The 16,133-nt window shown below is 62.4% G+C and carries 16 protein-coding genes; 9 read left to right on the plus strand and 7 right to left on the minus strand.

What is annotated here, in order from left to right:
* Nucleotides 1-64: 64 nt before the first annotated feature.
* From atpB to WBF69_RS11775, 8 genes are all read left to right on the plus strand, one after another.
* Complete coding sequence (atpB, locus tag WBF69_RS11740) at nucleotides 65-943, plus strand: F0F1 ATP synthase subunit A (protein WP_424264328.1); 879 nt, start codon at nucleotides 65-67, stop codon at nucleotides 941-943.
* Nucleotides 944-994: 51 nt separating this feature from the next.
* Nucleotides 995-1,237 carry a F0F1 ATP synthase subunit C gene (gene atpE / locus WBF69_RS11745; RefSeq protein WP_298014239.1) on the plus strand — a complete coding sequence of 81 codons (243 nt, stop codon included), beginning with the start codon at nucleotides 995-997 and terminating at the stop codon, nucleotides 1,235-1,237.
* Nucleotides 1,238-1,360: 123 nt separating this feature from the next.
* Nucleotides 1,361-1,831, plus strand: coding sequence for a F0F1 ATP synthase subunit B (locus tag WBF69_RS11750; protein ID WP_424264329.1), 471 nt, complete (start codon nucleotides 1,361-1,363; stop codon nucleotides 1,829-1,831).
* A gap of 12 nt (nucleotides 1,832-1,843) precedes the next feature.
* Entirely contained in the window at nucleotides 1,844-2,383 is a 540-nt protein-coding gene (locus WBF69_RS11755; protein ID WP_424264330.1) for a F0F1 ATP synthase subunit delta, read from the plus strand.
* Between the two features lie 36 nt (nucleotides 2,384-2,419).
* Complete coding sequence (gene atpA / locus WBF69_RS11760) at nucleotides 2,420-3,961, plus strand: F0F1 ATP synthase subunit alpha (RefSeq protein WP_424264331.1); 1,542 nt, start codon at nucleotides 2,420-2,422, stop codon at nucleotides 3,959-3,961.
* A 52-nt stretch (nucleotides 3,962-4,013) separates the two neighbouring features.
* Nucleotides 4,014-4,913, plus strand: coding sequence for a F0F1 ATP synthase subunit gamma (gene atpG / locus WBF69_RS11765; protein ID WP_424264332.1), 900 nt, complete (start codon nucleotides 4,014-4,016; stop codon nucleotides 4,911-4,913).
* Between the two features lie 42 nt (nucleotides 4,914-4,955).
* Nucleotides 4,956-6,377, plus strand: coding sequence for a F0F1 ATP synthase subunit beta (gene atpD / locus WBF69_RS11770; RefSeq protein WP_424264333.1), 1,422 nt, complete (start codon nucleotides 4,956-4,958; stop codon nucleotides 6,375-6,377).
* 9 nt (nucleotides 6,378-6,386) lie between these two features.
* Nucleotides 6,387-6,812, plus strand: a complete 426-nt coding sequence (locus WBF69_RS11775; protein WP_424264334.1) for a F0F1 ATP synthase subunit epsilon — start codon at nucleotides 6,387-6,389, stop codon at nucleotides 6,810-6,812.
* Between the two features lie 212 nt (nucleotides 6,813-7,024).
* On the opposite strand, the gene WBF69_RS11780 is transcribed toward WBF69_RS11775, so the two are convergent.
* From WBF69_RS11780 to WBF69_RS11800, 5 genes are all read right to left on the minus strand, one after another.
* Nucleotides 7,025-8,485, minus strand: a complete 1,461-nt coding sequence (locus WBF69_RS11780; RefSeq protein ID WP_424264335.1) for an amino acid permease — start codon at nucleotides 8,483-8,485, stop codon at nucleotides 7,025-7,027.
* Between the two features lie 96 nt (nucleotides 8,486-8,581).
* Complete coding sequence (locus WBF69_RS11785) at nucleotides 8,582-9,046, minus strand: HIT family protein (RefSeq protein WP_424264336.1); 465 nt, start codon at nucleotides 9,044-9,046, stop codon at nucleotides 8,582-8,584.
* A gap of 50 nt (nucleotides 9,047-9,096) precedes the next feature.
* Entirely contained in the window at nucleotides 9,097-9,894 is a 798-nt protein-coding gene (trpC, locus tag WBF69_RS11790) for an indole-3-glycerol phosphate synthase TrpC (RefSeq protein ID WP_424264337.1), read from the minus strand.
* Nucleotides 9,891-10,925 carry an anthranilate phosphoribosyltransferase gene (trpD, locus tag WBF69_RS11795; protein WP_424264338.1) on the minus strand — a complete coding sequence of 345 codons (1,035 nt, stop codon included), beginning with the start codon at nucleotides 10,923-10,925 and terminating at the stop codon, nucleotides 9,891-9,893. The genes trpC and trpD overlap by 4 nt, the downstream gene beginning before the upstream one ends.
* 26 nt (nucleotides 10,926-10,951) lie before the next feature.
* On the minus strand, nucleotides 10,952-11,518 hold the full coding sequence (locus WBF69_RS11800; RefSeq protein WP_424264339.1) for an anthranilate synthase component II: 567 nt from the start codon (nucleotides 11,516-11,518) through the stop codon (nucleotides 10,952-10,954).
* A 420-nt stretch (nucleotides 11,519-11,938) separates the two neighbouring features.
* Here WBF69_RS11800 and lldD point away from each other — a divergent pair, with 420 nt between their 5' ends.
* Nucleotides 11,939-13,075, plus strand: coding sequence for an FMN-dependent L-lactate dehydrogenase LldD (gene lldD / locus WBF69_RS11805; protein WP_424264341.1), 1,137 nt, complete (start codon nucleotides 11,939-11,941; stop codon nucleotides 13,073-13,075).
* 17 nt (nucleotides 13,076-13,092) lie between these two features.
* On the opposite strand, the gene WBF69_RS11810 is transcribed toward lldD, so the two are convergent.
* Both WBF69_RS11810 and trpE read right to left on the minus strand, forming a co-directional pair.
* Complete coding sequence (locus WBF69_RS11810; protein WP_424264342.1) at nucleotides 13,093-14,439, minus strand: autotransporter outer membrane beta-barrel domain-containing protein; 1,347 nt, start codon at nucleotides 14,437-14,439, stop codon at nucleotides 13,093-13,095.
* Nucleotides 14,440-14,587: 148 nt separating this feature from the next.
* Nucleotides 14,588-16,108 carry an anthranilate synthase component I gene (trpE, locus tag WBF69_RS11815; protein WP_424264343.1) on the minus strand — a complete coding sequence of 507 codons (1,521 nt, stop codon included), beginning with the start codon at nucleotides 16,106-16,108 and terminating at the stop codon, nucleotides 14,588-14,590.
* Nucleotides 16,109-16,133: the final 25 nt, after the last annotated feature.

Consider the following 16,133-nt stretch of genomic DNA (forward strand, 5'->3'; position numbering starts at 1 on the left):
GGTATGTGGTGTTGCTGGCCTTGCGCCGCCTGCCATGATTTGATTACGTTTGAAGGGCTTACCGATGACCGACGCAGTAACGACGCCTCAGTCCGAATACATTCAACACCATTTGGTGCACCTGAATAACCTCGGGCACAAGCAGGACATCATTGCCAACTTCGGCGTCGTGAACTACGACTCCCTGTTCTGGTCCATCCTGACGGGGGCCATTGTCATCTACTTCCTGTGGCGTGCCGCCCGGCGTGCCACGACCGACGTTCCCGGTCGTTTCCAGATGTCCGTGGAAATGCTGGTGGGCATGGTCTACGAAGAAGCCAAGAACATCGTCCCCAATGAAAAATCCCGCTTGTACGCAGCGCCTCTGGCCCTGACCGTATTCCTGTGGATCACCCTGATGAATACGCTGGACCTGATCCCTGTGGATCTGGTGGGCTGGATCTTCCGCATGGTCGGCCTGGGCGCCGATCATTCCGATCCCCTGTACTATCACCGCATCCTGCCCACCGCCGACCTGAACATCCCCATGGGCATGTCGCTGGGCGTGCTGCTGCTGACTCTGTATTACGGCATCAAAATGAAGCACGTGAGCGGCTTCGTCAAAGAACTCTTCACCGCGCCGTTTCACGCGCATGGTGTGGGCGCCCTGGTGCTGTCCCCGTTCAATCTGCTGCTCAATCTCATCGAATACGTCGCCAAGACCGTCTCTCTGGGCATGCGGCTGTTCGGCAATATGTATGCGGGCGAACTGCTGTTCATGCTGATCGCCTTGCTGGGGGGGGCCTGGGTGGGGGCGGATGCGACCAGCATCAGCCTGGCATTCGGGCACGTGCTGGCCGGCTCGGCGTGGGCGATCTTCCATATCCTGATCGTGCTGCTGCAGGCATACATCTTCATGATGCTGACTCTGGTGTATATCGGGTTGGCGCACGAAGGCCACTAATTTCTGATTTTGTTTTCTGACTAAACAACGTTTACTTACCAAGGAGTTGTTATGACCAACGTTGCATTCGTTGCTCTGGCTTGCGGTTTGATCATCGGTCTGGGCGCCATCGGTGCTTGCATCGGTATCGGCCTGATGGGTGGCAAATACCTCGAAGCCTCCGCACGCCAGCCCGAACTGATGAACACCCTGCAAACCAAGATGTTCCTGTTGGTTGGTCTGATTGACGCCGCCTTCCTGATCGGCGTGGGTCTGGCCATGCTGTTCGCGTTCGCCAACCCGTTCGTCGGCTGATCGCGCAGGCCTGCCTGGGCAGGCCAGGGGCTGAGCCGACCACTGTTTCAGAGGGCGGGCAGCCAGGTTTGGTGCCTTGTGGGTTCGCCACAAGGCACGAGTGGGTAAATTAGGGAAACGACCGTGAATTTAAACGCGACTCTCTTTTTCCAGATGATCGTGTTTTTCGTTCTGGGCTGGTTTACGATGAAATTCATCTGGCCGCCCCTGACGAAGGCAATCGATGATCGTCGCCAGAAAATCGCCGACGGTCTGGCTGCCGCCGAAAAGGGCAAGGCTGATCTCGCCCAGGCGCAGGCTCGTGTCAGCCTGATCGAAGCGGCATCCAAAACGGACAATCATGCCCGTTTGGCCGAAGCTGAAAAGCAGGCAGCCATGCTGATTGACGAAGCCCGCCGCGAAGCGGAAGCCGAAAAGGCCCGCATCGTTGCTCAGGCTCGGCAGGATGCGGCCCAAGAAGCGCAGCGCGCACGTGAAACTTTGCGTGCTGAAGTCGCCGCGCTGGCTGTGCAGGGTGCTGAACAGATCCTGCGCCGCGAAGTCGACGCCAAGGCGCATGCTGATCTGCTGGATCAGCTCCAGGCACAACTCTGATCGGGGCGGGTCATGGCTGAACTATCTACAATCGCGCGGCCTTACGCCGAAGCCCTGTTCGAGGCTGTGCGCAACGACGCGCAGGGTCTTGAATCATGGTCTGGCGTGCTGTCCCTGCTGGCACAGGTTTCCAGCCTGCCCGATGTGCTGGAAACCCTGGGCGATCCGCGCCTGAACAATGCACAACGCGTTCAGCTGCTGACCAGTCTGGTGCCCCAGCAGTTGCCGCCTCAGGCCGCCAATCTGGTGGAGCTGGTCGTCGAAAACGGCCGGGTCCAGGTGCTGCCGCAGGTGGCGGAACAATTCGAACTCTTGCGTAACCGGGTCGAAGGCACGGCCTTGGCCCGGATTACCAGCGCCTTCCCGCTGGATGATGCGCAGGTGTCCAGTCTGCTGCAGGGTCTGGAGCGCAAGTTCGGCCTCAAACTCAAGTCGCAGGTGACGGTTGATCCGGAACTGATCGGCGGGGTGCGCGTCGCCGTCGGCGATCATGTGCTTGACACTTCCGTGCAGGCCCGTCTGGCCAGTCTGCGCGATACGCTGGCCGCATGACGGCGGGCCACACAACAGGATTCCAGGAGTCTTACCATGCAACTTAACCCGTCCGAGATCAGCGAACTGCTGAAGAGCCGCATCGAAGGCCTGGGCGCGTCCACCGATGTCCGCACGCAGGGCACGGTGGTGTCCGTGACCGACGGTATCACCCGCATCCACGGTTTGTCCGATGTGATGCAGGGCGAAATGCTCGAATTCCCCAACAACCGCTTCGGCCTGGCCCTGAACCTCGAGCGCGACTCCGTCGGCGCCGTGGTGCTGGGTGATTACGTCGGCGTGTCCGAAGGCGATTCGGTCAAGACCACGGGCAAGATTCTTGCCGTGCCGGTCGGCCCCGAACTGAAAGGCCGCGTGGTCGATGCCCTGGGCACTCCGATCGACGGCAAGGGCCCGATCAATGCCAAGGAAACCGACGTGATCGAAAAGGTCGCGCCGGGCGTGATCGCACGTCAATCCGTGTCTCAGCCGCTGCAGACCGGCCAAAAGGCCATCGACTCGATGGTGCCGATTGGTCGCGGTCAGCGCGAACTGATCATCGGTGACCGTCAGACCGGCAAGACCGCCGTGGCCGTCGACACCATCATCAACCAGAAAGGCAAGGGCGTTACCTGCGTCTACGTCGCCATCGGCCAGAAAGCCTCCACGATCAACAACGTGGTGCGCAAACTGGAAGAGCACGGCGCGCTGGAATACACCATTGTCGTGGCCGCTGCCGCCTCTGATTCCGCCGCTATGCAGTATCTGGCTGCGTATTCCGGCTGCACCATGGGCGAATACTTCCGCGATCGCGGCGAAGACGCGCTGATCGTCTATGACGATCTGACCAAGCAAGCCTGGGCCTATCGCCAGGTCTCGCTGCTGCTGCGCCGCCCGCCTGGGCGCGAAGCCTACCCCGGCGACGTGTTCTACCTGCACTCCCGCCTGCTGGAACGCGCGGCTCGTGTCAACGAACACTATGTCGAACAGTTCACGAACGGCGCCGTCAAGGGCAAGACCGGTTCGCTGACGGCGCTGCCGATCATCGAAACGCAGGCCGGCGACGTGTCCGCTTTCGTGCCGACCAACGTCATCTCGATTACCGACGGCCAGATCTTCCTGGAAACCGACTTGTTCAACGCCGGTATCCGCCCCGCCATCAACGCCGGTATCTCGGTGTCGCGCGTGGGTGGCTCGGCTCAGACCAAGGTCGTGAAGAAGCTGTCCGGCGGTATTCGTACCGACTTGGCTCAGTATCGTGAATTGGCTGCCTTCGCGCAGTTCGCCTCCGATCTGGACGACGCCACCCGTCGCCAGCTGGAACGCGGCAAGCGCGTGGTCGAACTGCTGAAGCAGCCTCAGTACCAGCCGCAGCAGGTCTGGGAACTGGCCGTTGCTCTGTACGCAGTCAACAACGGTCATCTGGACGACCTGGAAGTCGCTCAGGTGCTGTCGTTCGAAAAGGCCCTGAAGGACTTCCTGAAGTCCAAGCACGAAGCCCTGATCCAGCGCATCGAAGACGTGAAGGAACTGTCCAAGGAAGACGACGCCGCACTGGGCGCCGCAATCCAAGAGTTCAAGAAGCACGGCACGTTTTAAGTTGCATCCGGGGCGCTGACAGGCGCCCTGGTCAGCCCAAGGAAATAGTGGAATGGCCGGAATCAAGGAAATTCGAACCAAGATCAAGAGCGTGCAAAACACGAGCAAGATCACCAAGGCGATGGAAATGGTCGCCGCATCGAAAATGCGCAAAGCGCAGGATCGCATGCGGGCTGGTCGTCCCTACGCCACCAAGGTCCGTGCGATTGCCGCGCACCTGATGCAGGCGAACCCGGACTACACCCACCCGTACATGGTGGAACGTCCGAAGCTGTCGGCTGTCGGCGTCGTGCTGGTCACGACCGACAAAGGTCTGTGCGGCGGTTTGAATACCAACATCTCGCGCCTGGCATTGGCGCGAATCAAGGAATTCGAACAGCAAGGCGTGCGCGTCCAGGCGACAGCGCTGGGCTCCAAGGGCCTGAGCCTGCTCAATCGGGTGGGCGTCAACGTGGTGTCTTCGGAAGTCCAGCTGGGCGATGCTCCCAACCTGGAACGGCTGATCGGCGCCATCAAGGCCCAGATCGATGACTTCATCGATGGCAAGGTCGACGCGGTTTATCTGGCGACCAGCCGCTTCATCAACACGATGAAGCAGGACCCCAGTTTCATCCGTCTGTTGCCGCTGCCTTCGGGGCTGAGCGATCCGTTCCAGGCGGGCGAACAAGAAGACGACTCGCTGGATACGCAGTACGGTTGGGATTACCTGTACGAGCCGGATTCCCAGACTGTCATCGACGATCTGCTGATGCGATATGTCGAAGGCTTGGTGTACCAGGCCGTGGCGGAAAACATGGCGAGCGAGCAGTCTGCGCGGATGGTAGCCATGAAAGCGGCCTCCGACAACGCCAAGAAAGTCATCGGCGACCTCCAGCTGGTCTACAACAAGACCCGTCAGGCGGCCATCACCAAGGAAATTTCGGAAATCGTGGGCGGCGCTGCGGCGGTCTGATCGACGCACGCCAGGTCAACCCCAGAATCTATAGGACTAAACATGAGCAACGGTACTATCGTTCAGTGCATCGGCGCAGTGGTGGACATTCAGTTCCCCCGCGACAGCATCCCCAACATCTACGACGCGCTCACCTTGACTGACGAGTCCTCCGCTTTCGCGGAAAAAGGTCTGACGTTCGAAGTCCAGCAGCAGCTGGGCGACGGCGTGGTGCGCACCATTGCCATGGGTTCGTCCGACGGCCTGCGCCGCGGCATGTCCGTGGCCGGCACCGGCGCCCCGATTTCGGTGCCGGTCGGCCAGGGCACCCTGGGCCGCATCATGGACGTGCTGGGCCGCCCCATCGACGAGCGCGGCGCCATCCAGTCCGATGAAAAGCGCGCCATTCACCAGCCGGCCCCGAAATTCGACGAACTGTCGCCCTCGGTGGAACTGCTGGAAACCGGCATCAAGGTCATCGATTTGGTCTGCCCGTTCGCCAAGGGCGGCAAGGTCGGCCTGTTCGGCGGTGCCGGCGTGGGCAAGACCGTGAACATGCTGGAACTGATCAACAACATCGCCAAGGCCCACAGCGGTCTGTCGGTGTTCGCCGGCGTGGGTGAACGCACCCGCGAAGGCAACGACTTCTATCACGAAATGTCGGATGCCGGCGTCATCAAGCTCGACAACCTGGCCGAATCCAAGGTCGCCATGGTGTTCGGTCAGATGAACGAGCCTCCCGGCAACCGTCTGCGCGTGGCGCTGTCCGGTCTGACGATGGCGGAATCCTTCCGCGACGAAGGCCGCGACGTGCTGTTCTTCGTGGACAACATCTACCGCTATACGCTGGCCGGTACCGAAGTGTCCGCTCTGCTGGGCCGTATGCCTTCCGCCGTGGGCTATCAGCCGACGCTGGCCGAGGAAATGGGCAAACTGCAGGAACGGATCACGTCCACCAAGACCGGTTCCATCACGTCCATCCAGGCCGTGTATGTGCCTGCCGATGACTTGACCGACCCGTCGCCTGCCACGACCTTCCTGCACCTGGACTCGACCGTGGTGCTGTCGCGTGACATCGCCGCCCTGGGTATCTACCCGGCCGTCGACCCGCTGGATTCCACCAGCCGTCAGCTGGATCCGCAGATCGTGGGCGAGGAACACTACAACATCGCCCGTGGTGTACAGCAGACGCTGCAGCGCTACAAGGAACTGCGTGACATTATCGCGATTCTGGGTATGGACGAGCTGTCTCCCGAAGACAAGCAGGCTGTGGCCCGCGCTCGTAAGATCCAGCGTTTCCTGTCGCAGCCTTTCCACGTGGCCGAGGTCTTCACGGGTTCGCCGGGTAAATACGTGCCGCTGACCGAAACCCTGCGCGGCTTCAAGATGATTGTCGACGGCGAGTGCGATGCGCTGCCGGAACAGGCCTTCTACATGGTGGGCGGCATCGACGAGGCCTTTGAAAAGGCCAAAACCCTCCAATAAGGATTGCACATGGCGACTCTTCACATCGAAGTGGTCAGTGCGGAGGCCTCGATTTATTCGGGCGAGGCAACGTTCGTTGCCCTGCCCGGAGAATCCGGCGACCTCGGCATCTTGCCGGGGCATACTCCCCTGATTTCACGCATCCGTCCGGGTACGCTGAAGATCAAGCGTGACGACGGCACGGAAGAAAACATCTTCGTAGCCGGCGGCATTCTGGAAGTTCAGCCGAATTCGGTGACGGTGCTGTCCGATACGGCAATCCGTGCTGCGGATCTGGACGAGGCCAAGGCAGTCAAGGCGCGTGAGCGCGCCGAGGAAGCCCTGCGCAACACGAAGGACAAGGCCGACATGGCTGTCGTGGAAGCCGAACTGGCGATGCTGGCTGCTCAGGCTGCCGCCGCTCGGAAATTCAGCCAGAAACGGACGTCGCACTGATCGATTGTTGATCGGTTGTGATGAAAAAGGGGTGCTCTTTGGGGCGCCCCTTTTTGCGTTTGGGGTTTGGTTTTTTGCGGGCTGTGTTTGCTTCATGCGCAGGGGTGCGGGAAGGGCTGCCGGTGTGCCCCAGACGGCGGTCCGGCCTTTGGCCGGACTTCCCGGATCTTCTTCGTCAGAGCGGGCGGCGGGCGAACTCGTCGCTTCGCTCCTCAGACACGCCCGCCGACTTCCCCCGCTCTCCCTTCAGAAGCATCCGGCGCCGTCCGACTGGGCGCGCCGGCAGTCCTTCCCGCACCGCTGGGGTGGTTCAGGCTGGTGCGCAAGCGATATCCCACATACAGCACCAGCAGCCACACCGGCAGCACATAGACTGCCAGTCGGGTGCTGTCCAGCTGCGTCATCAGCGCGACCAGGCCGACCAGAAACGCCGCGCACAGATAGTTCACCCAAGGGAAGCCAGGCGCCAGGAAATGCAGTTCTGCCGTGTTGTGCGCCCGTCGAAACCGTAAGTGCACCAGTACGATCATCATCCAGGTGGTCGCGGCTGCCGCAGTGGCCACCGCCATGATCCGCATGAATGCGCCTTCCGGCACCAGGAAATTGATCACCACGATCACCAGCGTGCAGGCCGAGGAAAACAGGACGCCCACCCACGGCACGTGTTTGGCGCTTAGCCGCAGGAAGATGCGCGGGGCATTGCCCTGTTGCGCCAGGCTGTAGAGCATCCGGCCATTGCTGTACATGCCGCTGTTGTAGACCGAAATCGCGGCGGTCAGCACCACCAGATTCAGAATGTGGGGCGCCGCCGGGATACCCAGGTTCGAGAATATCAGCACGAAAGGGCTGCCCTGATCGCCGATATGGTTCCAGGGATACAGAATCACCAGCACCGTCAGTGCGCCCACGTAGAACAGCAGAATGCGCCACAGTACCTGATTGATGGCCTTGGGGATGCTGCGTCGCGGGTCGTCGGCTTCGCCGGCGGTGATGCCGATCAGCTCGGTGCCGCCAAAGGAAAACATCACCACCACCAGCGACAGCAGCAAGCCGTGGATGCCGTTGGGCAGGAAGCCGCCGTGGATCCATAGATTGCTCAGGCCACTGGCTTGCTGATCGCGACCCAGGAGAATCAGCACCAGCCCCAGGACGATCATGCCGATGATGGCCGCGATCTTGATGAAGGCTAGCCAGAATTCGCTTTCGCCGTACAGGCGGACGTTCAGCAGGTTCAGGGCGGTGATGCTCAGCAGCACGATCAGGGCGCTGGCCCAGGCGGGGAAATCCGGCAGCCAGTAGTTGACGTAAATGCCGACGACCGACAGTTCGGCCATGCTGACCAGCACATAGAGCAGCCAATAGTTCCAGCCCGACAGAAAGCCCGCGAAGCCGCCCCAATAGCGGTAGGCGAAATGGCTGAAGGCGCCGGAAACGGGTTCCTGGGTGGACATTTCTCCCAGCATGCGCATGATCAGGTAGATCATCAGCCCGCCGATCAGGTAAGACAGGATGATGCCGGGGCCGACCATCTGGATGGAGGCCGCCGAGCCGTAGAACAGGCCGGTGCCGATGGCGCCCCCCAACGCGATCATCTGGATGTGGCGGTTTTTCAGGGATCTCGCCAGGGTGGCGGGGGCTGGGTCAGCGTGGGGTGTCGAGTGAGGGTCAGGCATGGGACGGCACATCAGGGGCAAGCGGTTCATGGGGAAGAACATCGCACGGGGCGCAGCAGGTGCGCGCTCGGGCAATGGAGCGTGTATTCGTCGGGTTCAGGCGGCGCCCAGCGCGTCTGCAATGGCATGGCGTAGGGCGGGAACGCGGGCGCGGATCTCGTCCACCTGCTGCCGCCAGACCGCCAAGCGGTCTGGGTTCTGACTGGCTGAGGCCCAGATGGCATCCGGGAAGCACGGGTCCGCGCGCCAGCGGGGAATCAGGTGCCAGTGCAGATGCGGCACCTGATTGCCCAGGCTGGCCAGGTTGATCTTGTCGGGTTGCAGGATGCGGCGCTGCAGGGACTCGATCTGGTAGACCGTCTGCATCAGGCGGTCGCGTTCGGCGGCTGACAGGTCGGTCATTTCGGCGGCATGGGTGCGCCAGATGACGCGGATATAGCCTGGGAACGGGCTGTCGCCCACGTGGATCACGCGTTGTTGCGCGTCTTCCCATAGGATATTGGCGGGCGCGGGGCCGCAGAGCGGGCAGGCGGGATCGGGCTGGGTCAGGGCAGGCGTCATGGTGTGCATCGGGGGGGCAGAGGGGGAACCGGCGGGCGCCGGAGCACGCCTTAGGGCCGTTTGAAAAACAGCTCGTGCAAAGCGGTGCCGGGGTCTTCGGCCCGCATGAAGGCCTCGCCCACCAGAAAGGCCTGGACGCCGTGTTCGCGCATCGTGTCGACGTCCGCTGGTTGCAGGATGCCGCTTTCGGTGACGACGCGCTTGCCTTCGGGCAGGTCTTTCAGCATGGCCAGCGTGGTGTCCAGGCTGGTGTGAAAGGTGCGCAGGTTGCGGTTGTTGATGCCCAGCAGCGGTGTTTGCAGCGTCAGGGCGGCGTCCAATTCGTTGCGGTCGTGGATTTCGACCAGGACATCCATGCCCAGTTCGATGGCGACGGCTTCCAGGTCACGCATCTGGGCGGCTTCCAGGGCGGCGGCGATCAGCAGCACGCAGTCGGCGCCCAGCGCGCGGGCGTGGATGACCTGATAGGGATCGATCAGGAAGTCTTTGCGCAGAACCGGCAGGCTGCAGGCGGCGCGGGCCTGGCGCAGGTGATCGTAGCCGCCCTGGAAATACTGCACGTCGGTCAGGACCGACAGGCACGCGGCGCCGTGGCACGCATAGCTGGCCGCGATCTCGCTGGGATGGAAGTCGGCGCGGATCACGCCTTTGGACGGGGATGCTTTTTTGATTTCGGCGATCACGGCGGGCTTGCCCTGGGCGATCTTGTCTTCGATGGCGCGAACGAAGCCCCGGATATCCTTGCGGCTGCGGGCTTCGCGCAGCAGTTCGGACTCGCTGCGCATCTGCCGGGCCGTGGCGACTTCGATGCGCTTGGTGTCCAGGATCTGTTTGAGAATGTCGCTCATGATGCAAACCTTTGCGTGTACTGACGGAATTGTTCCAGCTTGTCGCGGGCGGCGCCCGAGGCGATGAGTTCCGCTGCGCGGGAGATGCCGTGTGCGATGGAGTCGGCCTGGTTGCCAGCATACAGGGCCAAGCCGGCATTCAATATGACAATGTCGCGCGCGGCGCCGGCGGCGTTGTTCAGGGCGGCGTGGACCAGCTGCGCGGATTCCTCGCGATTGGAGACCTTGATGCTGCGGTTGGACACCATGGCCATGCCGAAGTCTTCCGGGTGAATTTCGTATTCCCGTACTTCGCCGTCTTTCAGTTCGCCGATCAGGGTGGCGGCGCCCAGAGAAGCCTCGTCCATGCCGTCCTTGCCGTGCACGACCAGCACGTGACGCGATCCCAGGCGCTGCAGCACCCGCACCTGGATGCCCACCAGGTCCGGGTGAAAGACGCCCATCAGTTGGTTTTCGGCGCCGGCGGGATTGGTCAGGGGACCCAGGATGTTGAAGATGGTGCGCACCCCCAGTTCGCGGCGCACGGCGGCGACGTTTTTCATGGCGCCGTGGTGGGCCGGGGCGAACATGAAGCCGATGCCGGTGGCGTCGATCGATTCGGCGACCTGTTCGGGGGTGGCCGAAATGCGGATGCCCAGGGCTTCCAGCACGTCCGCGCTGCCCGACGAGGACGAGGCGCTGCGGTTGCCGTGTTTGGCGATCTTGACCCCGCCTGCGGCGGCCACGAACATGGCGGCGGTGGAAATATTGAAGGTGTGCGAGCCGTCGCCGCCCGTGCCGCACATATCCAGCAGGTCCTGCGGGTAGGGCGTGGTGACGCCCAGGGCGAATTCCCGCATGACCTGGGCGGCGGCGGTAATTTCGCCCACGGTTTCTTTTTTGACGCGCAGGCCCAGCAGCAGGGCGCTGGCGAGCTGCGGGGACATTTCCCCGCGCATCAGCGCGCGCATCAGTTCCAGCATCTCGTCGTGGAAGATTTCACGATGCTCGATGCAGCGGACCAGGGCTTCGTTGGGGGTGATCGGTGGCATGACGGGGTTCCTTAAGGGGTCTGGTATCAGAGGTTCAGGAAATTGCGCAGCAGTGCGTGACCATGTTCGCTGAGGATGGATTCCGGATGGAATTGCACCCCGTAGATGGGCAGGGTCTTGTGCGCGACCCCCATGATTTCCCCGTCGGCGGTTTCGGCTGTGACGGTCAGGCAGTCGGGCAGAGTGTTGCGGTCGATGGCCAGGGAATGGTAACGCGTGACGTCGAAAGGCGAGGGCAGGCCGGTGAACACGTCGGTGCCGGTGTGCGTGATGGCGGATACTTTGCCGTGCATGAGGGTCTGGGCGCGGATGATGTCGCCGCCGAAGGCGGCGCCGATGGCCTGGTGCCCCAGGCAGACCCCCAGAATGGGCTTGCGACCGGCAAAGTGCCGGATCAGTTCGATGGAAATGCCGGCCTCGGCGGGGGTGCAGGGGCCAGGCGAGACGCAGATGCGATCCGGGTTCAGGGATTCCACGCCGGCCAGGTCGATCTGGTCGTTGCGCACCACATCGACCTGCGCGCCCAGCTCACCGAAGTATTGGACCAGGTTGTAGGTGAAGGAATCGTAATTGTCGAGCATCAGAAGCTTCATGATCAAGCCTTTCCTTGGTCAGAAACCGCCGTGCTGGAGACAGAGGGGAGAAAATGCTTTGCCAGCCAGAACGACGGCAAAGTGCGAAAAACACGCATGAGGATGCCGCCCCTAAGAGAGGCGCCACCAAGTGGATACGTGAGCAGTCGCGTGAGAAATCATGTCAGGATTCTACCGTGACGACCGGGGGGCTGTCGAGCAGGGGAAAACGCCAGTATGTGGAAGGGGATATTTAATCGCCGGGTGGAAATTTTTTCCAGTGTCAGTGGAAATATTCTTGCTTGACCGGGTAAATAGCTGATTTCTATAATTTTATTGATCTACATAGCGTTCTTTGGGCGCGAATGAGCCGCCACACCAAACATCGTGCAGTTTGTGGAAACACGCTTCATGTGCGTTTTCAGATTGAGTTGAGTCCATATGATCATTTCCGCGTCCACTGATTATCGCGCTGCCGCCCAGCGCCGCCTGCCGCCCTTTTTGTTTCATTATGCCGATGGCGGGGCGTATGCTGAATATACGCTGCAGCACAACGTCAGCGATCTGTCCGGGGTGGCGTTGCGTCAGCGGGTGCTGAACGATATGTCGCAACTGGATCTGACGACTCGGCTGTTTGGCGAGACGCTGGCCATGCCGGTCGCCTTGGCCCCGGTCGGCCTGACGGGCATGTACGCCCGCCGGGGCGAGGTCCAGGCGGCGCGGGCTGCCGATGCGCATGGCATTCCCTTCACCATGTCCACGGTGTCGGTCTGCCCGATCGAAGAAGTCACGCCCGCCATCAGCCGCCCGATGTGGTTCCAGCTGTATGTGCTCAAGGATCGCGGTTTCATGAAAAGCGTGCTGGAACGCGCCCAGGCCGCGGGCGTGTCCACCCTGGTGTTCACGGTGGACATGCCGGTGCCGGGGGCGCGCTATCGCGATGCGCACGCCGGCATGAGCGGCCCCTACGCCGCCTGGCGCCGCTATGTGCAGGCGGTGCTGCACCCGCGTTGGGCCTGGGATGTGGGTCTGTGGGGGCGACCGCACGATCTGGGCAATGTGTCCAAATATCTGGGCAAGCCCACCGGCCTGGAAGACTACATCGGGTGGTTGGGAAATAATTTCGATCCCTCGATTTCCTGGAAGGATCTGCAGTGGATCCGTGATTTCTGGAAGGGGCCGATGGTGATCAAGGGTATCCTGGATCCGGAAGACGCTCGCGAAGCGGTGCGCTTTGGCGCTGATGGGATCGTGGTGTCCAATCACGGTGGTCGCCAGCTGGACGGTGTACTGTCCACGGCTCGCGCGCTGCCGGCGATCGCGGACGCGGTCAAAGGGCAGATCACCGTGCTGGCCGATTCGGGTGTGCGCACCGGGCTGGACGTGGTGCGCATGCTGGCCCTGGGCGCGGACACGGTGCTGCTGGGGCGCGCCTGGTTGTATGCCCTGGCGACAGACGGCCAGGCCGGGGTGGCGAATCTGCTGGACCTGATCGAGAAGGAAATGCGCGTGGCCATGACGCTGACCGGCGCGCGCACCATTGCCGATATCACGCGGGACTCGCTCGTTCAGTCTTAAGCGCTGTCCGGCAATTTTCAGAATAGCCAGATCAGCCTGGCGGTACCGCCGAAGCCTTCGCGCACGCCGGTATAGGTTTGCATGCTCAGGCCCATCGTCAGCGGTCCGTCGGTCTTGGGCTTGATGTCGAAGCCGATCTCGAACACGCCAGTATCGCCTTTCAGGCTGGGCGACGGAGTATCCATGCCGTGGGCCGTAGCGCGCGCCTGGCCGTCGAATTCATGTTCCCAGGCTGCGCCGACGTAACCGGTGATCTGTTCGGTCAGAGTATGGTTCAGCCGCAGGCCCAGGCGGGTGCGGAAGGAATCCGTTGCCTTGAAGTCATAGGGATCGTCTGCGATCATGACGGAATCGCCGTTCTGGTGTGTCCAGAAGCCTTTGACGTGCGCATCCAGCGAGGTCTCGTCACTCAGCGGCAGGATGTAGCCCGCGCCCAGGTGGGCGCCGTAGTACAGCGCGGACGTGTCGTAGGACGCATCCTCATCGCTGCCGATCATGTCGCCGCTGTCCCAATCCGAGGCCATCTGGCCCGCCCGCAGCGAACCTTCGATATAAGGGCCTGCCTGCCCGGCGCCTGCCCAGTCGCGGCGCAGCAGCAGGCCGCCGCCAAAGTAATGGCTGGCGCCGGAACCCAGCACGGTGGGCGAGCTGGAGAAGTCATTGCGGGTGTCGTAGCTGCCATAGCCGCCTTCCACGAACACGCCGGCCATCCACTGGCCGGTGACGGCGGGGAAGCGTCTGGCTGCGCCGATCAGCAGGTTCAGGCTGTCGGCGTCGATGTGCGAGCCGCTATGGTAGCGGGAACTATCCTCTGTGGTGGCGCCGAAGGTCATGGTGTCGCGGACGCCCTCGGTGGCGGCCTGGGCGCGCGCCATGCCGGCGCCACTGACCAGATCGCCGGCCTGCGAGATCAGCGCCAGGGTGCTGGCGCGACTTTCGACGGGGGCCTTGCTCTGTTCCAGGAGGGTGTTGCGGTCCGGATGGGCGCCGCTGTGCTGCGGGTTGTTCGGGATGTCGGGCGCATCGCTCAGGACGATGCGATTGCCGGCTGCGTCGCCGGCGAAGCTCCGGCCACCCTCGAGATCCCCATGTATGGTCATGTACCCGTGGGCGGCGCTGTGAAAACGGTCTCTGCCATGGATGCGCCTCTGGGATGAGGCGCCGTCGTCTGCCTTCCCTGGCAGAGCTTCGCCGCTCAAGGTGCAGGTCTCCAGGCCGCTGTCGTCCGACACGCAAGAGGCAATGCCGGGATCGCTGGCCTTGTATAAGTTGCCGCCATCATCGCTGCGGGCGAGGGGGGAGGCCAGGGCTGGAATGGACGCGCACAGCAGGGCGCACAGGCCCAGGGAATAGAAGCGCGTCAAGAGGATCTCGCGGGCAGGAGAACGGGTGGATTATCACATGAAACGATTGGTTTCATAATAGGCGGGCGGCGCCACCCAAAAGTCACCCAAAACAAAGCCGCGCAGTCGGCAGACTGCGCGGCGAAGGGTTGCTGTGTTCAGGGTGCGATCAGATGGGTTCGTCCAGCCCGAACTGCACCTGTTCCGCCGCGCGCAGCAGAGCGCGGGCCTTGGCCTCGGTTTCCTGCCATTCCTTTTCGGGGTCCGAATCGGCGACGATGCCGGCGGCGGCCTGCACGTACAGCATGCCGTCGCGGATGACACCGGTGCGAATCGCAATGGCCAGATCCATTTCACCGCCGTAGCTGAGATAACCGGCTGCCCCGCCGTAGATGCCTCGACGCACCGGTTCCAGCTCGTCGATGATTTCCATGGCGCGGACTTTTGGCGCGCCCGTCAGGGTACCGGCGGGGAACGTCGCCCGCAGCACGTCGATGTTGCTCATGCCGTCGTTCAGTTCGCCGCAGACATTGGACACCAGATGCATGACGTGGGAATAGCGCTCGATCGTCATGGTGTCGGTGACTTCGACCGAGCCGGTCTTGGCGACGCGGCCAATATCATTGCGTGCCAGGTCGATCAGCATGACGTGTTCGGCGCGTTCCTTGGGGTCGGCCAGCAGTTCCTGTTCCAGGCGCTGATCGTCTTCCTGGGTGGCGCCGCGTTTACGGGTGCCCGCCAGGGGGCGGATGGTGACCATTTCCCGGCTTTCGCCGTCTTCCACTTCACGGTCCTTGCGCACCAGGATTTCCGGCGAGGCCCCTACCACATGGAAGGTATCGAAATTCCAGTAATACATGTAGGGGGACGGATTCAGGGACCGCAGCGCCCGGTACAGTGACAGGGGCGAGTCGCGGAAGGGCTTGGCGATCACCTGGCCGACCTGCACCTGCATCAGATCGCCCGCAGCGATGTATTCCTTGGCTTTCAATACGGCGGCGATGTAGTCTTCTTTTTTGAAATCGCGCTCGGTAGGGGTCTGCATGCTGGCGTAGGCATACGGAATGACGACCGGCGTGCGCAGTTTTTCGCGCAGAGCTTTCAGGCGGCGGCGGGCCAGGGCGTAGGCTTCGGGCTGCGCCGGGTCGGCATAGACGATCAGGTAGGTGCGGCCTGCCAGATTGTCGACGATGACGAGCTCATCGACCTGCAGCAGCATGATGTCGGGGGTGCCCGGCTGCTGGCCGGCGGGCCGGGGTTTGACGCAGGGACCCAGGCGCGGTTCGATGTGGCGTACCGTGTCATAGCCGAAATAACCCGCCAGGCCGCCTGCAAAGCGCGGCATGCCGGGGCGTAGCGCCACGCGGAAGCGTTGCTGGAAAGATTCGATGAAGGTCAGCGGGTCGCCTTCGTGGGTTTCCACCACCTGGCCCTGGCGCACGACTTCGGTCGTGGTGCCGGTGGCGCGGATCAGGGTCTTGGCGGGCAGCCCGATGAAGGAATAGCGCCCGAAACGTTCGCCGCCGACCACGGATTCCAGCAGGCAGCTGTTGCGCCCGGCTTCTGGGCCGGCGTGGGCCAGTTTCAGGTAGATCGCCAGCGGCGTATCCAGATCGGCGTAAGTTTCCGCAATGAGCGGAATGCGGTTGTAGCCTTGGGCGGCCAGTGCATTGAATTCGATTTCTGTCATAGCGGTCTTTTAGGATAAGGGCAGC

This window comes from Castellaniella sp. (genome assembly GCF_049673105.1).
Lineage (GTDB): Bacteria > Pseudomonadota > Gammaproteobacteria > Burkholderiales > Burkholderiaceae_B > Castellaniella.